12 protein-coding genes are annotated in these 19,784 nt (G+C 72.2%); 5 read left to right on the top strand and 7 right to left on the bottom strand.

Going from position 1 to position 19,784, the window contains the following annotated elements:
• Positions 1–61: 61 nt before the first annotated feature.
• Positions 62–7,681, bottom strand: a complete 7,620-nt coding sequence (locus AC5P1B_RS29640; protein ID WP_493891035.1) for an SDR family NAD(P)-dependent oxidoreductase — start codon at positions 7,679–7,681, stop codon at positions 62–64.
• A 125-nt stretch (positions 7,682–7,806) separates the two neighbouring features.
• A complete protein-coding gene (locus AC5P1B_RS29635; protein WP_493891034.1) occupies positions 7,807–8,874 on the bottom strand; it encodes an SDR family oxidoreductase in 1,068 nt (355 codons plus the stop codon).
• Between the two features lie 256 nt (positions 8,875–9,130).
• Here AC5P1B_RS29635 and AC5P1B_RS29630 point away from each other — a divergent pair, with 256 nt between their 5' ends.
• The 3 genes from AC5P1B_RS29630 (at position 9,131) to AC5P1B_RS29620 (ending at position 14,095) form a co-directional block, all read left to right on the top strand.
• On the top strand, positions 9,131–9,895 hold the full coding sequence (locus AC5P1B_RS29630; protein WP_493891033.1) for a thioesterase II family protein: 765 nt from the start codon (positions 9,131–9,133) through the stop codon (positions 9,893–9,895).
• Between the two features lie 182 nt (positions 9,896–10,077).
• The gene (gene bdeA, locus AC5P1B_RS29625) at positions 10,078–11,013 is read left to right on the top strand and encodes a bis(hydroxyethyl) terephthalate hydrolase (protein WP_493891032.1); all 936 of its coding nucleotides are present in this window, start codon (positions 10,078–10,080) and stop codon (positions 11,011–11,013) included.
• Positions 11,014–11,173: 160 nt separating this feature from the next.
• Positions 11,174–14,095, top strand: coding sequence for a helix-turn-helix transcriptional regulator (locus tag AC5P1B_RS29620; protein WP_493891060.1), 2,922 nt, complete (start codon positions 11,174–11,176; stop codon positions 14,093–14,095).
• Positions 14,096–14,130: 35 nt separating this feature from the next.
• Here AC5P1B_RS29620 and AC5P1B_RS29615 read toward each other — a convergent pair whose 3' ends face one another.
• From AC5P1B_RS29615 to AC5P1B_RS29605, 3 genes are read right to left on the bottom strand one after another with little or no spacing between them, the layout of a single operon-like run.
• Complete coding sequence (locus AC5P1B_RS29615; RefSeq protein WP_493891031.1) at positions 14,131–14,328, bottom strand: DUF397 domain-containing protein; 198 nt, start codon at positions 14,326–14,328, stop codon at positions 14,131–14,133.
• Between the two features lie 25 nt (positions 14,329–14,353).
• The gene (locus tag AC5P1B_RS29610; RefSeq protein WP_493891030.1) at positions 14,354–14,551 is read right to left on the bottom strand and encodes a DUF397 domain-containing protein; all 198 of its coding nucleotides are present in this window, start codon (positions 14,549–14,551) and stop codon (positions 14,354–14,356) included.
• Between the two features lie 12 nt (positions 14,552–14,563).
• Positions 14,564–15,415: a helix-turn-helix domain-containing protein gene (locus AC5P1B_RS29605; protein WP_493891029.1), complete on the bottom strand. Its 852-nt coding sequence runs from the start codon at positions 15,413–15,415 to the stop codon at positions 14,564–14,566.
• 271 nt (positions 15,416–15,686) lie between these two features.
• On the opposite strand from AC5P1B_RS29605, the gene AC5P1B_RS29600 reads away from it, so the two are divergent.
• Positions 15,687–16,151, top strand: a complete 465-nt coding sequence (locus AC5P1B_RS29600) for an ATP-binding protein (protein WP_493891028.1) — start codon at positions 15,687–15,689, stop codon at positions 16,149–16,151.
• A 24-nt stretch (positions 16,152–16,175) separates the two neighbouring features.
• Here the strand turns inward: AC5P1B_RS29600 and AC5P1B_RS29595 are convergent, their stop codons facing one another.
• Positions 16,176–18,185, bottom strand: coding sequence for a family 20 glycosylhydrolase (locus tag AC5P1B_RS29595; RefSeq protein ID WP_493891027.1), 2,010 nt, complete (start codon positions 18,183–18,185; stop codon positions 16,176–16,178).
• A 313-nt stretch (positions 18,186–18,498) separates the two neighbouring features.
• Here AC5P1B_RS29595 and AC5P1B_RS29590 point away from each other — a divergent pair, with 313 nt between their 5' ends.
• A complete protein-coding gene (locus AC5P1B_RS29590; protein WP_493891026.1) occupies positions 18,499–19,053 on the top strand; it encodes a GNAT family N-acetyltransferase in 555 nt (184 codons plus the stop codon).
• Between the two features lie 147 nt (positions 19,054–19,200).
• Here the strand turns inward: AC5P1B_RS29590 and AC5P1B_RS29585 are convergent, their stop codons facing one another.
• Positions 19,201–19,530, bottom strand: a complete 330-nt coding sequence (locus AC5P1B_RS29585) for a winged helix-turn-helix transcriptional regulator (RefSeq protein ID WP_493891025.1) — start codon at positions 19,528–19,530, stop codon at positions 19,201–19,203.
• Positions 19,531–19,784 lie beyond the last annotated feature (254 nt).

Here is a 19,784-nt window from a genome sequence, read left to right as displayed (position 1 = left end):
CAGGTGGGGTGGTCCTGTCCGCCCGGCGCCCGGCTCGGCGCGGGGGCCGGGGGTTACCGGGTTACCCGGCGCTCTCGCTGTCCTGGCGGGCGATGCGGTGCGCGGCCCGCGCCGCGAGACCGGCGATGTTGCCGCTGCTGGCGACCTCGACGGCGGGGATCTCGCAGTCGAGCTGCTTGCGCATGGTCATCATGAGTTCGGCGCCCATCAGGGAGTCCATGCCGAGCTGGTGCAGCGGCCGGTTCGGGTCGATGCGGTCCGGTGTGGTCTGAAGGACCTCGGCGACCATGCGGACCAGGACCGGGGTGAGGAGCGCCGCCGCCTCCTTCGGTGACGCCTCGGCCATGGCCCGGCGCAGCTGCTCCAGCTCCTCATCGACCTCGGTGCTGCGGGCGGGCAGGATATGGGCGGTGAACCGGGGCACATGGATCGACGGTGCGGCGACGCGGCCCACCTGCTCCCAGTCTCTGTCGGTGACGCGCATGGCGACGATGACGTCACGTTCCAGGGACACGAGACGGCCAAGGTCCTCGCACGCCTCCCCGGCCGTCATGGAGGGCAGCCCCTTGCGGCGCAGGGTCTCGGCCAAGCCGGAACGGGCGACGTATCCGGTGTCGCCGATGGCGCCCCAGCCGACCGCGAGGGCGGGCAGCCCGGCCTGCCTGCGGTCCCTGGCGATCGCTTCGAGGGCGAGGTTGCCCGCGGCGTAGTTCGCCTGGTGCTGGTTGCCGACCAGGGCGGAGACCGACGAATAGAGGACGAAGAAGTCCAGCCGCCGGTCCCGGGTGAGGGTGTCGAGGACGAGGGCCCCGCCCATCTTGGGGGTGAGGGCCTTCTCGACGCGTTCGCCGGTGAGTTCGCGCAGCGGGCCGTCCTCCAGTGCCATGGCCGCGTGCACGAGTCCGCGCAGCGGGTGCGGGCCCGCGTCGATGCCGTCGAGGAGAGTCCGCATCGTGTCGAGGTCGGTGACGTCGGCGGCGTGGGCGGTGACGCTGACGCCTCGGCCCTGCAACTCCTCGATGAGTTCCGGCGCTTCGGGGGAGTCCGCGCCCCGGCGGCCGGTCAGCGCCAGGTGCCGGGCGCCGCCCTCGGCGAGCCAGCGGGCGGTGGCCGCCCCGAGCCCGCTGAGCCCACCGGCGATCAGATAGGTGGCGTCGGCGTCCAGCCGGAGCGGGCTCGGCGGGGCCTCGACGTGGGGCGGTTCGTCGAAGGACAGCACGACCTTGCCGATGTGGCGGGAGTGCTGCAGCGCGGTGAACGCCTCCTCGGTCTGGGCGGCGGCGTACACGTCGTGGAGGATCGGCCGGTACGTGCCGTTCCTGACGCGCTCGCCGACCTGCTCGAACAACGTGGCCGTGGTTTGCGGGTCCTCCAGCATCAGCAGGCCCGCGTCGACCCCGTAGAAACAGGTGTTGTCCAGGAACGGGCGCATCGGCAGGCGGTTGTTCGCGAACAGGTCGCGCTTGCCCAGTTCGACGAAGCGGCCGCCCGGTGCGAGGACTTCGAAGCTGCGCGTCAGTGCCTCACCGGCCAGCGAGTTGAGCACGACATCGACGCCGCGACCGCCGGTGATCTCCTTGACCTGGTCGGCGAAGTCGAGGGTGCGGGAGTTCAGGACATGCTCGGCGCCGGACAGCCGCAGCAGGTCGCGCTTGGTCTCCGTCCCGGCGGTCGCGATGACTCGTGCCCCGCGTGCCTGCGCGAACTGGAGCGCGGCGAGGCCGACGCCGCCCGCCGCGCCGTGCAGCAGAAGCGTCTCGCCGGGGGCGAGCTTGGCGAGGTTGTGGAGGCTGTGGTGCACGGTGAGGAAGACCACGGGCATGGTGGCCGCTTCGGTGAACGACAGGTTGTCGGGCAGCCGCGCGGCCAGCTGTGCCGGGACGGTCAGATGGGAGCGCAGGGCTCCCGGGGTGAAGGCGAAGACCCGGTCTCCGGGGTCGAGGCTGGTCACCCCTGAGCCGACCTCGGTGACCACGCCGACGCATTCCAGGCCCAGCGGCATGGCGTCGTCCGCCGCGCCCCGCGCCGCCGTGCCGCCCGCGGCGGGGGGCGGCGGGACGTGGCCGAGTGCCTGCATCACGTCGCGGTAGTTCAGGCCGACTGCCCGTACCTCGATGGCCACCTCGCCCGCTGCCGGTGGCGCGGGCTGGACGGGGTTCCAGGCGAGCCGGTAGCCCCGGCCCGGGTTGGGCACCGTCAGGGCGCAGGCGGGGAGGGAGCTGCCGGGGGCCGGTGGTGCGGGGGCTGTGGCGGTGGTCTCGCACACGCGGGGGACGAAGCGCCCGTTCCTGGTCAGGGCGATCTCGTCGTCCACCGCCGGGTCAAGGAGCTCCCGTACGAGACGGCTCGCGGCCTCCTCGGCGCTCGCGGCGTCGACGGAGACGCGGCGTACGGTCATCCGCTGGTGTTCGTTGGCCAGCACGCGCGAGGCGCCCCACGCTGCGGCGGTGCCCGGTGCCACGGCGAGCTCGGGGGCGGGCAGGACCCCGGTGGGCTCGCTGACCAGCCACAGGCCGGTCGAGGTGGTCTCGCGGATCGTTTCCGCGGCCGTGGCGAAGGCGCGCAGCGCGGCGATGTGACCGGTGGCCCGGCGGACCAGGCCGAGGGGGTCGCGCTGGGCCGGGAGACCGGAGCTGCCGTCTCCGCCGGGCGGGCTGCCGGGCTCCCGGCTGTCCTCCCGGAACGTCTCTTGGACGTCTCCTGGGAGGGGAGAGCTGTCGTCCCCGAGCAGCATGACGGTCTCCGTCGCGGGGTGCCCGGCGAGCGCGGCGGACCACTCGGCGGGGTCCTCGCTCAGTTCCAGCCGGTGCGCCTCGCCCTGGCCCGCGGCCTTCAGGGCGGCGGCCAGCGCGGCGGCACGCTCGGCGCGGGAGGGCTCGGCGGCCACGATCCAGCGGACGGCCGGTGGCTCGGTGACCGCGGACTCCGGTGCCTGAGCGGGGGACGGCACCGCTGGTGAGGAGACCGGGTCGGCGCGCCGCGCCAGGATGACCGAGGCCAGGCTGTAGTCGTCGTCGGCCTCGCTGCCCACCGTGACCGTGTCGCTCAGGCCGCTGTCGGCCAGCACGCGGGGCCACTCGGTGGCGTCCAGCAGAGGACCGGCCGGGCGCAGGCCGGTGTCGGTGTGTGTCCAGAACCCGTCGACGAGGCCGAACAGCAGCGCGAGCACGGAGGGGTCGTGGGTTTCCACGGCGAGCAGCTGCCCGCCTTCGGCGAGGAGGTCGTGGACGTGCCGGAGGGAGCGGCGCAGGTCGCCGGTGGCGTGCAGCGAGTTGGAGGCGACGACCAGGTCGTATCCGCCCGCCGGGAACCCCTGGGCCTGGGGGGACTCGTTCAGGTCCAGCGTGCGGTAGTCCACGAAGTCGTAGTCGGCGAAGCGGGCCTGGGCGCGCGGGAAGAACGAGGCGGAGACGTCGGTGAAGACGTAGTGGGTGCGGTCGCTCGGCAGGGCGGGGAGCAGGAAGGTGGTGGCGCCGCCGGTCCCCGCGCCGATCTCCAGGACGCGCAGCGGCCGGTCCCCCGGCCACTGCTCCGCCATCACGGTGACGGCGGAGCGGGCCGCCCGGTTGATGAGCCACGTCATGGTCGAGTTGTCGTAGAACCGCTCGACCAGATGCCGGTTGGCCTCGGAGAACAGGATGTCCAACGGGTTCTGACGGCCGGTGAGCAGGTCGCCGAGCCGACTCCCCAGGCTGCCGAGCAGGGACGCCCAGCCGGACTCGGCGTTGTACCGCCCGAGGAAGTAGCGGTAGTGCTCCTCCGGCGCGGCCGGCCGGATCGGGCGCCAGCGCGGAGCCGCGTCGTCCGCGCTCTCCTCGCCGCCGGTCCTGACCGTCTCCACCAGGCCCTCTCTCTCGGCCATCTGGAGCAGCAGCTCGACCAGGCGGCGGTAGAAGGGCCGTACACCGGCGGCGATCAGGTCACCGACGCTGAACGGCGCCGCGCGGTCGGGGAGCAGGGTGGCGACCGCGGCGGCCGCGAAGTGGGCGGTGACCTTCCGCAGCGTCGCGGGCCGGGACTCCCGGGTGTGCCACTCGGCGGTGTACCGGGCGACCTCGTCGGCGCAGGCGGCGGCGATGTCGGCCGGGAGGGGCAGCGGGGCGGGGACGGCGGGGTCGTTCGCACGCGGCGCGGCGCGCATCTCGGTGACGAAGTGCCGCACCGGCTTCGGCGGCGCCGTCTCGAAGCGGCGCAGGCGGCAGCCTTCGAGGGTCAGCGCGACCGTTCCGTCCAGGTCGCTGACGGTGGTGTCGAAGACCGCTTCGCGGCTGTCCGCCGTCCGCAGCCGTACGTGGACCAGGCCGGTCGGCGGCATCGGGCGCCAGGCGCGTACGGACTCGATGGAAGCGGGCAGGAACGCCACGCCTTCCCGGTCGACGCTCAGCAGGTGGGCCCCGGCCTGCAGGGCGCCGTCGAGCAGTGCGGGGTGGGCCCGGTAGCCGGTTTGCGGGGCGCGGGCCGCGTACTCGGCCAGCACCTCGCCGTCGCCGATGTGGAGTTCGCGCAGCGCCTGGAAGGCGGGGCCGTAGGACAGCCCGGACCGGCCGATGAGGGCCTGGTGGTCGGCGCCGGTCAGCCGCCGCGCAGCCGGGAAGGCATCTGGCCCGCTGAGCGGTTCCGGCTGGGCGGCGTGCAGGCGCCGGACCTGGCCGCGTGCGTGGGTGTGCCAGGGCCCGTCGGTGCCGGTGCGGCTGGCGACGCGCAGGGTGCCGGTCTCCTCCGACAGCGAGGTCTGCGTCCAGACGTGCATCGCGTCGTCGTCCCACGGCAGGACCATGACGCGCGGGATGTCCAGGTGGGTGATCTCGACGGCGGTGTCGAAGACCCGGTGCCCGGCGGCCAGCCCCATCTCGACGTACGCGGTGGCGGGCATGACCACGGCGTCGCCGACCTCGTGGTCGGCCAGCCAGGGGATGCGGGCCGGTTCGACCTCACCGTGCCAGGCGGGGTCGGCGAGTACGGCGCGCTCCCCGAGCAGCGGGTGGTCGTTCGTGCCGTCGCCGCAGCCACCGTTCCACAGGTAGGGACCGCCGATCCAGTGCCGTTCACGCTGCCAGGGGTACGCGGGGAGGGAGGCGACCCGCCCGGCGACGGGGAAGTAGCCGTCCCAGTCGGCCTGCGCACCGGCGGCGAGCAGCTGGGCGGCGGAGGCGCACAGCGCCTCCTGCCCGCCGCTTTCGCGGCTGAGTGTCGGCACCACGGCGGTGGGCGTCTCGGCGTCGGCCGTCAGCCGCCGCAGGTAGCCGCGCAGCACCGGGTGCGGGCCGACGTCGAGGAAGATGTCGCATCCGGCGTCCGTCAGCCGCTCGACGGCCTCCCCGAACAGCACCGGTTCGCGGACGTTGCGCCACCAGTAGTCCTCGTCCAGTTCGGTGCCGGTCAGCACGGCGCCGGAGACGGTGGAAGCGAAGGGGACGGCCGCACGGGAGGGCTTGATGTCCCGCAGTCCGCGCAGCAGTGGTTCCCGTACGGGGTCCATGAGGCGGCTGTGGAAGGCGTAGTCCAGTTCCAGCTCGCGGAAGAACACGTCCTGGTCCGCCAGTTCACGGCCCAGGTCGACGAGGGCGTCGGCATCGCCGCTGACGGTCACGTCACGGGCGCTGTTGACGGCGGCCAGTTCCAGCCGCCCCGCGTAGGGGGCGAGCACCGTCCGGGCCCGTGCCGCCGACAGGCCGACGGCCGCCATCCGCCCCGTGCCGCGCGTGGCGGCCTGGGCGCGGCTGCGTTCGACGACGACGGCGGCCGCTGTGGCAAGGTCCAGGATTCCGGCCGCCCACGCCGCCGCGATCTCCCCGACGCTGTGCCCGGCCACCGCCGCCGGGCGGATGCCGCGTGCCCGCAGCGCCGCGACGACGCCGACCTGCACGGCGAACAGCAGCGGCTGGGCCACCTCGGTGCGCTCCACATGCCAGTCCTGCGGCTCCTCGGCCAGCCGCTCGGCGACGGACCAGCCAAGACCGGGCCGCAGGACCTGGTCGGCCTCCTCGACGGCGGCGCGGAACACCGGCTCCTCATACAGCAGTTCGGCGCCCATTCCGGCCCACTGGGAGCCGTTGCCGCTGAAGACGAACGCCACCTTGCCGCGCTCGGTGCCCGGCGTGGCGGCCGAACCGGCCTCGTCGCCGGCCAGGTCGCGCAGCCGCCGGGCCGCCTCGGCCGGGGTGGCGGCCAGCACGGCGGCACGCTCCGGGCGCTGCCCGACCCGGCGGCACGCGGTCCACGCCAGGTCGTAGAACTCCTCCTCCTTGCTCTCCTCCAGCCGGTCGGCCATCCGGCGTGCCGCCTCCCGCAGCGCCGGTCCGTTGTGGGCGGAGACCAGGACGGGCAGCTCGCGTCCCGGCCCTGGCACCGGGGACGCGGCGTCGGCGACCGGGGACGAGCCCAGGACGATGTGGGCGTTGACGCCGCCGAAGCCGAAGGAGTTCACGCCGACCACGGCGCGACCGCCGTCCCCGTCGAGCGGGCGCGTCGAAGTGACCGGCTCCAGACGCCAGTTCTCGAAGTCGATGGCCGGGTTGAGCGGCTGGCTGTGGAGCGTCGGCGGGATCTGCCGGTGACGCAGCACCAGCAGCGCCTTCATCAGCCCCGCGATGCCCGAGGCGGGCTCCAGGTGCCCGACGTTGGACTTCACCGACCCCACGGGCAGCCCCGGGCCCTCGTCGCGGGCCATGCCGAGGGCCTTGCCGATGGCCTCGCACTCGATGGGGTCGCCCACGGGGGTACCGGTGCCGTGGCACTCCAGGTAGCCCAGCTCGCGCGGGGAGACCGAGATGCGCTCGTAGACCTCGCGCAGCAGCGTCTCCTGAGCCCGCTGGCTGGGCAGGGCGATGCCCGAGGTGCGGCCGTCGGTGTTGACGCCGCCGCCCAGGATGACCGCGTGGACCCGGTCGCCGTCGGCGAGCGCCCGCGCCAGCGGCTTGAGGACGACGAGACCACCGCCCTCGGCCCGTACATAGCCGTCGGCCTCCTCGGAGAAGGTGCGGCAGCGGCCCGTCGGGGAGAGCATCGACGCCTTCGAGAAGCCCACGTACTCCAGCGGGCTGAGCAGCGCGTGCACCGCACCGGCCAGGGCCAGCTCGCTCTTCCCGTCGCGGACCGCCTCGTACGCCTGGTGCAGGGCGACCAGCCCCGAGGAGCAGGCGGTGTCCACCACCGTGCTGGGCCCGCGCAGGTCGAGGAAGTACGACAGCCGGTTCGCGACGATCGACATCGCCCCGCCGGACATGGTGTGGACCCCCTGGGCACGGGGGTCAAGCCCTTGCAGATAGGCGTACGACTGCATGGACGCCCCGACGGACACCCGCGTGTCGGTTCCGGCCAGAGCCGCCGGGTCGATCCCGGCGTCGTCCAGCACCTCGACCGCCAGCTCCAGCAGCAGGCGCTGCTGGGGGTCCATGCGGTTGGCCTCGCGCGGCGAGACGCCGAAGTAGTCGGCGTCGAAGCCGCCGATGTCGTCCAGGAAGCCACCGGCGGCGGTGTAGCTCTTGCCGGGCCGACGCGGGTTGGGATCGACCCAGCGTTCCTTGTCGAACCGGTCCTCGGGAACCTCGGTGATCAGGTCGCGGCCGTCACAGAGGGCGGACCACAGGCCGTCCGCGCTGGTGATGCCGCCGGGAAGACGCATGGCGAGGCCGACGACGGCGACGGCGTTCTCGACGGGGCCCGGGTGGTGGTCGTTCATGGGGGTCCGTTTCTGTGCGTGGGGGCGGGGGGCAGGGGAACGGCGCGGGGGAGGCCGCGGGTGGGGGCCCGCGCTCGAACCCGCGCGGGTCGGCTCGCGCGGGTGGGCCGGCGGGCGCGGCCGGGTCAGCGCAAGGCCGACAGCAGGTAGGACTCGTCGATCTCGGTGTCAGCGGGGGCGGACAGCCCGAGCGCGGCAAGCCCACTGGTGTCGTACGTACGGCTGGTCAGCAGGTCGGCGAATCCGCCGAGCAGTTCACGCGCGGCCCGCTCGGCCTCCGACAGCAGCCGGGGCGGCTCGGGCGACATGGTCAGGCGCAGCCCCAGGCTCTTTGCCTGGGCGGTCAGCACGGTGCTCGCCGGGGTGCCGCGCGGGTGCACCACGTGGTACGTGTGCACCCCCGTCAACGTGGCCCGCGAGACGGCCTCCACCATCGCGTAGGCGGCCCACTCCACCCGCACCAGCGGAAGGACGTCGTCCGGGTGGACCCCCGGCATGTGGCCATGGCCCCCGGGGGCGATCAGCTCCGGGTAGGAGCGCCAGACGCTGCGGAACGCCTTAACGGCGGCCGCCAGCGGGTGCTGTGGGCGCCCGGGGTAGGGCGCCGCGTCGGTGACCAGGGCCCCCAGCCGGAAGACGGCGACGGGGCGCCCGCTGCTCGCCGCCCACTTACGGACCAGCAGCTCGCCCTCGTATTTCGACTCCTCATAGGGGGAGTTGAAGCCGTACGAGGCGTCCAGCTCGTCCTCGCCGACCACACCGTGCGGCCGGGCCCCGGCGACGGCGATGCTGCTCGCGTGGCACAGCAGCGGCTCGCGGCCACCGGCGTCGGCCAGGTCGAGGATGTGGCGGACTCCGGCGATGTTGCGCGCCAGAACCGCCCGGTCCTTGGAGGCGAAGGAGATGTCGGCGGCGCAGTGCCAGATCACATCGAGATCGTCGGCGAGCTCACGAAAGGCCGCCTCGTCCAACCCCAGCCGTGGGGCGGTGACATCGCCGGTGACCACGCGCAGCCGATCGGGCAGCTCCTGAAGGTCCCGGGCCGAGGCGCCCTGGTACTGGTAGAACCTGACAACGCGCTCGACGGCAGGCGGGGAGCCGCGGCGGGCGAGGAGGGTGACCTGCGGATGGGTCCGCAGCAGCTCCGGAATGAGATGGAGGCCGAGGAAACCGGCACCTCCAGTGATCAACACTGACAAGAGGGGGCCTTCGGTATGTATGCGGAGTGTCCGGCAGGTGGGGATATCGGCTGATAGCGCAATGTGCCACATATAGCGACTTTCGGGGCGAAATGAAACGCTCCGCGCTCGCGACGCACTCTGCCGTGGGACCCCGCGTCGACGCGTTGACGTGTTGACGGCCGTACGTGTGGTGTCGCGGGAATTCGCGGACGGTGAGGCAGGATCGTCACGTTCCCCAAACGCCCCAATTGTCCCGAGGTGTCGTGTGATGAGCACACAATCCATGCAAGGGCCCACGCTCGTCGGTGGTGATCCCTGGCTCGTCCGCCTCCAGGCCAGGCCACGTGCCCGGGTCCGCCTGTACCTGTTCCCCGTTCCCGCGCACGGGGCGTCGTTCTACCACCGGCTCGCCGCCGAACTCCCCGACTTCATCGACCCGGTGGCCATTCAGGCGCCAGGCATCGAGGAACGGTCCGGGGAACGCCGGCCCAGGACATGCACCGAGCTGATCGAGGCGGCGACCAAGAGCATCACGGCGGCGGCGACGTCCCGGCCGATCGCCTTCTTCGGCCACAGCTCAGGGGGAATCGCCGGATTCGAGACCGCACGATCGCTCCGGGCGGCAGGGGAGCGCGGGCCAGTCTGGCTGGGCGTGTCCGCCTCCCCCGCCCCCCAGCACGCATGGCGCAACGTCCGCCGCAGCATGCGGCCCGACCGCACCTGGAGCCTGTTTTTCGGCGAACTCAAGGAAACCCCGGACCTGTACCGGCTCGCCATCCGGATGTTCGCCCGCGACAGCCGGGTGCTGGCGTCCTACCGCTACACCCCGGGTCCGCCGCTCGACTGCCCGGTCTCACTCTTCGCCGCGACCCGCGACGCGCTCATGACCACCGAGTTCACCGACGGCTGGCAGCACTGCGGAGCGACCCTCAGCACCCGCTGGTACGAGGGCGGCCACATGTACCTCCGCGACCAGCCCCAGGCCGTGGCCAGGCACTTGGCCGCCGACATCAGCGGGGTGCTGTCCCTGTAGGAAGGCCGGTGATTTCGCCGATGCGCCCGGGGCCGGTGTGCCCGGACAGTTGCCGCTGCCAGCAACCGAGGCGGGTTCCGCCGCGCCGGCCGCACGCCGGCGGCTCACAGCGTCAGTGAGCCGCCGGTCCGTGCCTCCCGGCGGCGGGGTTCCCTTGCCCCTCCCGAGAGGAATCAACCGTCGTGCAGCAGCGGAGAAACGAGACCGGCACCCCCCCACCAGCCGCCCGCGGACCGCACCGCTTCCGGACCCGCCTCCTGGGGACGGCGTGTGCCGCCCTCCTGTCCGGGGGCGGCCTGATAGCCGGGCAGCCCGGCAGCGCGAGTGCCGCGGAGAATCCGTACGAACGGGGCCCGGAGCCCACCGTGTCGAGCATCGAGGCCGCACGCGGCCACTACGCGGTCTCCGAAACCCGGGTGTCGTCCCTGAGCGTCACCGGCTTCGGCGGCGGCACCATCTACTACCCGACGGCCACCAGCGACGGCAGGTTTGGAGCCGTCGCGATATCCCCCGGATACACCGCCAGCCAGTCGTCCATATCCTGGCTGGGCCCGCGGCTCGCCTCACAGGGCTTCGTCGTCTTCACCATCGACACCAACACCACACTCGACCAGCCCGCCAGCCGTGGCGCGCAACTCCTGTCCGCTCTGGATTACTTGGCGCAGCGCAGCTCCGTGCGTGAGCGGGTCGACGGCAGCCGGCTCGGCGTCATGGGCCACTCCATGGGCGGCGGCGGCTCACTCGAAGCCGCCAAGAGCCGCCCCGGACTCCAGGCGGCGATACCGCTGACAGGATGGAACCTCGACAAGACCTGGCCCGAGCTGCGGACGCCCACCCTGGTCGTCGGCGCGGACGGTGACACGGTCGCCCCGGTCTCCTCGCACTCGGAGCCCTTCTACGAGAGTCTGCCCGGCTCTCTCGACAAGGCGTATCTGGAGCTGAACGGCGCGAGCCACTTCACGCCGAACACCTCGAACACCACGATCGCGAAGTACAGCGTGTCGTGGCTCAAACGGTTCATCGACAACGACACGCGCTACGAGCAGTTCCTCTGCCCGCTGCCGCGCCCCAGCTCGACCATCGAGGAATACCGGGGCAACTGCCCGCACACATCCTGAGCCCTCGCCCTCGCCCTGATGGCGACCGCCGCCCTCGCCCTGATGGCGACCGCCGCCCTCCGCCCTGATGGCGACCGCTCCCGCGGCCGCCATCAGGCCGCGCCTACGCGGGGGCTTCCGCGAAGTTTTACGCACAAGTAACGTCATGGCCGTGGCCGGAATGATGACGATGAAGGGCCCACTCCGGATATCCGGCCGGAGTGCGGAACTGCGCGCCATCCACGCCTTGTTGGCCGGCGTCCGCGATGGGCGGGGCGGAGCGCTGGTCCTGGCGGCGGCGCCCGGACTCGGCCGCACCGCCCTGCTCGCCCACGCCGCCCGCGCCTTCGGGGAGGGCACGGTCCTGAGCACGCGCGCCGTCCCCGCCGAGAGCCTGATCCCGTACAGCGGAGTGCACGCCCTGTGGTGTACGGGAACGACCCTTCGTGCGGCGGGCGGCCACGGTGTGCCCGGTACACAAGAGCCGGGGCGGCCCAGGGCCGAGGGGAACGGCGGTTCCGGCGCACATGAGGCGGGGCGGCACAGGGCCGAGGGGAACGGCGCGTCGGGCACTATCGCGATGCCGGAGGGACCCGGCGCCCTGCTCGGCATGGTGCGCGCCTTCGCCGCCGGGCGGCCGCTGCTGATCTGCGTGGACGACGCCCATCTCTGGGACGCCCCCTCCCGCGCCGCCCTGGGGTACGCCGCCCGCCGACCCGGCGGGCAGCACCCCATCGGTCTGCTGCTCTCCGTCGCCGCTCACCGGGCCGGTGATCCGCACCTGGCCGCGCTGCCCGTCCTGCGCCTGGGCCCGCTCGCACCGCCCGAGGCCGCCGCGCTCTTCGACGACCTCAGCCGCGGCCGCGCGGACACCGCTGTACGAGACGAGCTCCTCCAGGCCGCGAACGGCAACCCCGGCCTGCTCCACGCCCTCGTCGCCCACCTGACCACCGCCCAACTGACGGGGCGGGCCCCGCTGCCCCGCCCGCTGTACGACGGTGCGGTGCCGCCGTACGACGGCGCCGTCGACGGGAACGAACTGCCTCCGCACACGCGCGAGGTTCTCCTGCTCGCGGCCGCGGCCCACGAGCCGGTGCCGGACGGGACGGGCGCCGACGTGGATCTCGTCCTGCGCGCCGCCGAAGCGGCCGGCCTCGATGCCGAGTCCCTCCGTCCGGCGGAGGCGGCCGGAATGGTGCACCGCGCGGGCGACCGCATCCACTTCGCCCCCCCTGGCCTGCGGCGGGCCCTCTACACCGGCGCCCCGCCCGCCCGCCGCCGCGCCGCGCATCGGCTCCTCGCCTCGGCCCTGGACGACGGTCGTACGCCACCACTGCTGCGCGGGCTGCACCGTGCGCTGTCGGCCGAGGGGCCCGACCCCGCCCTCGCCGCCGCGCTGGCCGCCGCGGCGGACGCGCCGGGAACGGCGCCGTCCCACGCGGAGCGTGCGGCGGCCCTCGCCGCAGCCGCCGACCTCACCGAAGCCGCGCGGGACCGCGCCCTGCACCGCATCGCCGCCGCGGATCACTCCCGCCTCGCGGGCCTGCCCGCACAAGCCCATGAACTCCTCAGCACCGCCCGGTCGGAGTCCGCAGAGGCCGAGGTACGCGGCGCCGCCGAACTCGTCCGAGGACTCCTGGCGCTGGAGGACAGCCCCGTCGCCGATGCCCGCGAGGCACTCCTGCTCGCGGCGGAACTCCTCACCCCGCACGACCCGCCCCGCGCCCGCGAGGCCCGGCTCCGCGCCATGGCGGCGGCGTGGGACATGGGAGACGCCGCGGCGTACCTCGCGGCCCTGGGCACGCCGCCGGAGCCCGCACGGCCCCCGGCTGCCGCCCGGCCCGCTCCTGGTGCCGCCCCGCCCCCGGCGGTGGCGAACGCCGCCGACCCGTCGGCTGAGGAGTACCGCGCCGCCATGTCGCTCGTCATGCGCGGGCGGCTCGGAGCCGCGAGCAGCGGGCTGCGCAGGGTCATCGCCCAGGAACAGCGGGCGAACGAGCCCGCACGGCTGCTGCGGGCCGGGGCCGCGGCCCTCGTCGTGGGGGACCTCGCGGCGGCATCCCGCATCAACGCCCGAGCCCTCGCCGCCGCACGGGCACAGGGCATGGACATCCACGTACCACAGGCCCTCGAATACCTGGCCTACGCCGAACTGCGATCCGGGCGGCACGCGCGTGCCCGAGGGCACGCAGAGGAAGGGCTGCGCGCCGCGCGCCGCACCGGGCAGCGCAACATCGCCGCGCACCAGCACGCGATCCTCGCGCTGGTGGCGTCCGTCGAGGGCGAGGACGACGCCGTCGCCGCGCACGCGTCCGCCGCCGCGCGCACCGCCGACCGGCACGGGCTCGCGCAGGCCGCGACCCTGGTCCAATGGGCGCTGGCCCGCGCCGACCTGAGCCGTGGCCGCGCGGCCGAGGCGACCGCGCGGCTCGGCCCTGTGGTGCGGCCGGGGCCGCGTCGTGGCCACTTCGCCGTACGCATGCTCGCCGTGCCCTGCTTCGTGGAGGCCGCCGTCCTCGTCGGCGAGGGAGAGTCGTCCCACGCCGGTGTCGAGGAATTCGCCGACTGGGCGGCACAGGGAGCCGACCCGCAGGCCCCCGCCCAACTGGCCCGCTGCCACGCGTTGCTCGCCGCCCCCGAGGACAGCGACGCGCTCTACACCGTCGCGCTCGCCCGCCACGAGCTGGTGGGCGGCGACTTCGAGAGCGCCCGTACGCAGCTCCTGTACGGCAAGTGGTTACGCCGCAGACGCCGCCCCGGCGAAGCCAGGGGCAGCCTGCGTGACGCCCTGATCTCCTTCGAACGGTGCGGCGCCCGAGCCTGGGCCGAGCAGGCCCGAGCCGAGCTGCGCGCCACCGGCGAAGCCGGCGCCCCCGAGCCTCCAGGACGCCTGGCACAACTGACCCCGCAGCAGCTGCGGATCGCCCGCCGCGTAGCGGAAGGCGCCACCAACCGAGAAGTGGCCCGGCACCTGTCCGTAAGCCCCCGCACCGTCGACCACCACCTGCGCAACGTCTTCGCCCTGCTCGGGGTGCGCTCGCGCGTCGAACTGTCCCGCCTGGTGGCCAGGTCGGAACAGCTCAGCTTGGGTGACCAGGTGTGAGCGCCGCTCGACGACAGGCCCTAACGGGCAGCGGGTCAGCTGGTGAGGTGGTCGAGGTGTCCTGTTTTCGCGGCACGTATGAAGGCGTGGAGGGGGCCGGTTGTGGTGGTGAGGGTGGTTTCCGGGGTTTCGCTTTCGCGGAGGTGGATGGTGCCGTTGGGGGTAGCGGCGAGGTTGAGGCAGCTGTTGCCTTCGCCGCAGTAGGACGATTTTCGCCAGGCCAGGGTGGTCATGGTCGCCTTCCTTTGCCGAAGTGGATTAGCTGGCGAAGTGGTCGAAGTGACCCGACTTGGTGGCGCGTATGAAGGCGCGTAGAGAGCTGGTTGTGGTCGTGAGAGTGGCTTCCGGCGCTTCGCTCTCGCGGAGATGGAGGGCGCCGTCGGAAGCGGCGGCGATGTTGAGGCAGCTGTTTCCCTCTGCGCAGTAGGAGGACATCCGCCAGGCCAACGTGGACAAGGTTTCTGCCTTTCATAAGCTGTGAGCGATGCTATGGATGAAGTCGCGGGATGCGTCTGCCTTGAGGGCAGCCGCCTCCATCCGGTCCAGGAGTGTGCGGTACTTAGTCAATTGTGCTTCCGCGTCGAGAAGTACGGACCCGTGAGACTGGTCAAGTTGGACCGTATCGAGTTGAGGAACCGGGCCAGTCGCGTAACAAACGGACTGGCCGGAGCCAGGGAATGCGCCGGACGCGAAGGGGATGACGACCACGCTGATGTGGTCACGTTCGGTCATGTCGAGGATGTGTTGGAGCTGAGCCCGTGCAGTCGCTGGGCCGCCGAATTGCATCCTGACGGCCGCTTCGTGCAATACGGCGGTGAACATCGGTGGTTCGTCGCGGTACAACACCGCCTGTCGCTTGATGCGATGGGAGAGCCGGTGCTCAATCTCCGGGGGCGGTAGGGCAGGTACGCCTTGCTGGAAGACCGTCCGTGCGTGGTCGATCGTTTGCAGCAGGCCCGGGATGTGCACGGTGTGGCCGATGCTTAGCGCTGTGGCGTGATGCTCAAGCTCCGCCAGGTCGAGCAGCCCCGGCGGCAGAATTCCCCGGTACTCCTCCCACCAGCCACGTTTCCGCTCGCCCGTCATACCGGCGAGCGCGTCCACGAGTGCTTCGTCCGGGCAGTCGTAGTTGCAGGCGAGGGTGCGGACCATCGTCGCGCTGACGGCAGCGCGGCCCGTTTCGATGTTGCTGATCCGCGCCTGGTTGCCGCCCAGCAGCGCGCCCGCCTCGCGGGCTGTCATGCCCGCCTTCTCTCGCAGTTTGCGCAGCTCAGCTCCGAGACGTTGCTGGCGGGCAGTGGGAGTTGATCGCGACGCCATGAGCCTCCTCTTCCGGTCCCGGCCAGTCTGCCGGGCTTCGGGCCGCCAGTCCACGGAATGATGTATTTATCCGTAGGTCTGGAAACCATCGTCCGCCAGCCGCTACGGTGTGTCTCAAGTCACTCACGCAGTGACACCGGTAACCCGGAAGCGCACCGTACCCCTTCATGCCCGCTGCCCGCCCAGGGCGCCGGTGTGTTCAGGCGCGGCAAGGCCACCGCTCGGTGTCGCGTCGACGTGGGCCAAGTCCGTGCACCGCCAGGAGACTTGCATGAGCATCGACGCGCACGTACCCGTCGTCCTCGTACCGCCGGAGCCGCCCGACTCGTGGGCGTACAACCTGGAAATCCCGCATGACCTACGCGCTCCGCGCATCGCTCGGCACACCGTGCGGATGATCCTCGCCGAGCACGGGCTCGGCCATCTCATGGACACGGCCGAGTTGTTGACGTCGGAGCTGGTCACCAACGCGTACCGCTACTCGGAGGGGCTGGCGTCCGTGCGGGTCTCCTGGGCGGGGCGGCGGTTGCGGGTGAGCGTGACCGACACGAACCCCGAACTGCCGGTGCTGAACGGCGCCCCGACCGCATCCGACGACGCGGACTGCGGTCGGGGGCTGGCGCTGCTTGAGCTGTGCGCCGATCGGTGGGACGGGGTCGCGATCCGCGAGGGGGTCTTCGGGAACGGGGGGAAGCTGATCTGGTTCGAGCTGGGCGCGGGCTGGCGGGACGGCTGAGGGAGCCGCTCCTGGTCAATACGGCTAGCGGACGGTCACCCGGAACCCGGCCGTCACCGTGCCCTTCGGGGTCGTGACCGCGACCTGCGCCCGGTAGCGGCCGGGGGCCCGGTAGGTGTGGTCGGGGGTGGCCACCCGGAACAGGCCGCCTGCGGAGAGACTGGTGCGGGGTCGGTCCTGATGGACCGTGCCCGTCGCCTTCGTACCGTCGCCGAAGTCGATGACGGCTGTGGCGCCTTCGGTGACCGAGGGCGCGGCGACGCGGGCGATCTCGCCGGACAGGATGGGGGAGCGGCGCAGGACGGTGTTCTCCGCCTTCGCGGTGACCGGCCAGTCCGCCACGGGGGAGGGGTAGAAGTTCGTGCCCTGAGCGGTGAATCGGGCTCCCAGGGCGGCCAGGCGGCCGGAGAAGTCCCTGGCGTCGCGCTGGTCCTGCGGGGTCCAGCCGATCTCGGCGATCGACGGCAGGCGCGGGAAGGTCAGCCATTCGGCCTGCTCGACGCCGCGTACGGTCTCCGACCACAGCGGGGCCTCGACCCCGGCGACGTCCGACTCCCGCAGCCCGTCGCCGACCGGGTCCCAGTCGTAGTAGCGGTCGAAGTCGCAGGAGGTGGAGCACGCCCAGTCGAGGCCGATCGGGCTGCGCGCGTCGTACTTCTGGTCCAGGTAGGCACGGTCGGCAGGCGACATGATCACCTTCGCGCCGCGCCGCACCTGTTGGAGCACCGGCTTCATGTCACCGGCCCAGTACTGGATCAGGGAGCCCGGTGGGAGGTCGGTCGCCGCGTACTCGGTCCAGCCGATGCTGGTCTTGCCCAGCCCGTTCACCATCGGCACGACGTTCTTGACGTACGTCAGATAGTCGTCGTGCCCGGTCACCTTCGCCTCGTCACCGCCGATGTGCGCGTAGCGGCCCGGCGTCAGGGCGGCGAGCTGCGACCAGACCGTCCGCAGGAACTCGTACGTCACCGGCGACTTGGCGTCCAGCGTCGAGTAGCCGACGTCGGACGTGTTGTTCATCGGCTTGGCCTTGCCGTCCGGGTTGAGCTGGGGGATCGAGGCGAGCGCCGAGTTCGTGTGTCCGGGGCCATCGACCTCCGGGACGATGGTGACGAAGCGCGAGCGGGCGTACGCGACGACGTCGGCGTAGTCGGCCTGCGTCCAGTAACCGCGCTTGGCCGGTCCGGTGCCCAGTGGCCTGCCGTTGCCCGTGACGTCCGAGCCGCCGGTGGAGCCGACGCGGGTCAGCTCCCGGTACGGGAGCCGTGACGGGTTGGCCGACGGGGACTTGATCACGATGCGCCACGCCTGGTCGTCGGTCAGGTGCAGGTGCAGGATGTTGACCTTGAACTGGGCGATGGCGTCGATGTACCGCTTGGTCTCGGCGACGGTCTGGTGGCTGCGCGCGATGTCGAGCATCGCGCCCCGGTAGCCGAAGCGCGGGTAGTCGGAGACCGCCACGGCGGGCACGGTCCACGGGCCGGTGAGCACGTCGGGGCTGTCCACCCAGGGGCCGAACAGCTGGCGCAGCGTCTGCACGCCGTTGAACAGGCCCGCGGGCCTGTCGGCGGAGACCTTCGCCGTCCGGTGTCCCGTGGTGAGGCGGTAGCCCTCGTCCGCGTGGCCCGCGGGCGCCCTGCCCGCGCCGAGGTCGAGCACGATGTCCCCGGTGCGCGGCCTGCCGGAGCTGACCGGCAGCGGGTATCCCGTGGAGCGGCGCAGCGTACGCGCGAGGGTGCGGCCGACCGGTGTGGCCGCGCCGCGCGTGACGACGATCCGGCTGTCGTCGGTGAGCGTGAAGGGCGCGCCACCGCGCGGCTGGGCGGACACCGGTTTGGGGACCAGTTGCTGGAGACCCGCCGCGGGTGGCGCGGGCGCCCTCGGGCTCGTGGCGTCCGAGACGGCGTTCTGCTGGGTGTCCTGGGCGTTCCGCTTGGTGTCCTGTTCGGCGTTCGCGGTGGTGCCACCGGTCGTGATCAGCACCGAGAACAGGGCGATGGCGACTCCGGACGTCCTGAGTTTTCCGATCCGCATGGAGGAACTCCTCGCAGTGGATGGGGCGATGACGGCTCAGTTCCCGCTGGTGGCTCGACGCCGGTGAGGGCTCAGAGCACCGCTGCGAGGCTCGCTGTTCGGCACGGGTTCGCGGCCTGGCGTAGGCCAACTGTCGAGAGAGATCTACCGGCTTACAGGACGTGCAGGCCTACACCAGGTCTACACCACTGTGGAAGGTAAGGCCCCTGTGGCGGGTGGTCAATGGGACGCCGCAATGGGACGTGGCAAGACAACCCGAGTGTCCGGTGGCGCCGCCCCGTTACCGGTCCACCGGCCGTGGGAGGGTGCTGCGGTGAACGCACCACTGGAGGTTCCCGAGCTGGCCGCCGACGGGGGCCTTACGCTGCGGCCCTGGGGCATGGAGGATCTGCCGCTGGTCGAGGCGGCGGCGGGGGACGCCTACATTCCGCTGGTCACCACCGTGCCGACGCCGTACTCGCCGGAACTGGGCACCGCCTTCATCGAGCGCCAGTGGCACCGGGCGACCAGCCGCACCGGATATCCCTTCGTCATCGCCCGCGCCCAGGACGGCCACCCGCTGGGCGCCATCGGCCTGTGGCTGCGCGAGGACGACCCGGAGCGGGCCTCCCTGGGGTACTGGCTCGCGGGGCCGGAGCGCGGCCGGGGCGCCGCCGCCACCGCGCTCCGGGCCGTGAGCGACTGGGGACTTCGCGAGGTGGGCCTGGCGCGGCTGGAGCTGTTCATCGAGCCGGACAACGCCGCGTCCCTGCGTACGGCGGAACGCGCGGGCTTCCAGCGCGAGGGGCTGCTGCGCAGCTGGCAGCGGATCGGCGCCGCGCGCCGCGACATGGCCGTCTACTCGAAGATCGCCTCGGAAACCGACTGAGGCGCCCGCCGGTTGGCGCGTGGGCCCTCTCGGGCCGGGCGGGCGGCGGGACACCCGTACGTGGGCGCGAAAAGCCGGTCCGGCCAGTGAGGACCAGCTTGGCCAGTGAGGAAAGCCCACTTGGGAGGCGGCGGGGGAAGTCCTGGCTCAGGGGATGGCTTGGATGCGCTCCATGTGTTCCTCGCCCCACGCGCCGAGCGGGGCGATCGCCGCGTTGAGCGAGCGGCCGAAGTCGGTGAGCGAGTACTCCACCTTCGGCGGGACCTGGTGATAGACCTCGCGATGCACCAGGCCGCTGTTCTCCAACTCCCGGAGCTGGAGGATCAGCATGCGCTCACTGATGGTGGCGACCGACCGCCTCAGCTCTCCGAAGCGGAGGGGACCGTCGTGCAGCGAGAAGAGAATCAGTCCCTTCCATTTGCCTCCCATGACGTCGATGGCGGCGTCGAGTCCGCAGGTGTAGGTCCGCTTTTTCATCAGGCTCCTACTGACAGAAGTGTGAGTACCTGACAGAAATGTAGGTACTTGAGGGAATGTCTGTGAAGCCCCAGCATGGAGTGAGTGCCGCGCCGAGTGCGTAACGCCGCGCGAACTGACGCTTTTTCCTCCCCTTCATCCCCTCACCCTCGTCACCCGTTTCGCCCCGATCACCCATTTCACCCTCTTCACCCTCTTCACCCTCTTCGCTCTCCTGATTCTCCTCATTCTCCTCATTCTCTTCTCGATGACTG

It is taken from the genome of Streptomyces sp. A01 (assembly GCF_059026195.1).
Note: the sequence above shows the minus strand (reverse complement) of the source record. Positions and strands in the feature narration are given on the sequence as shown.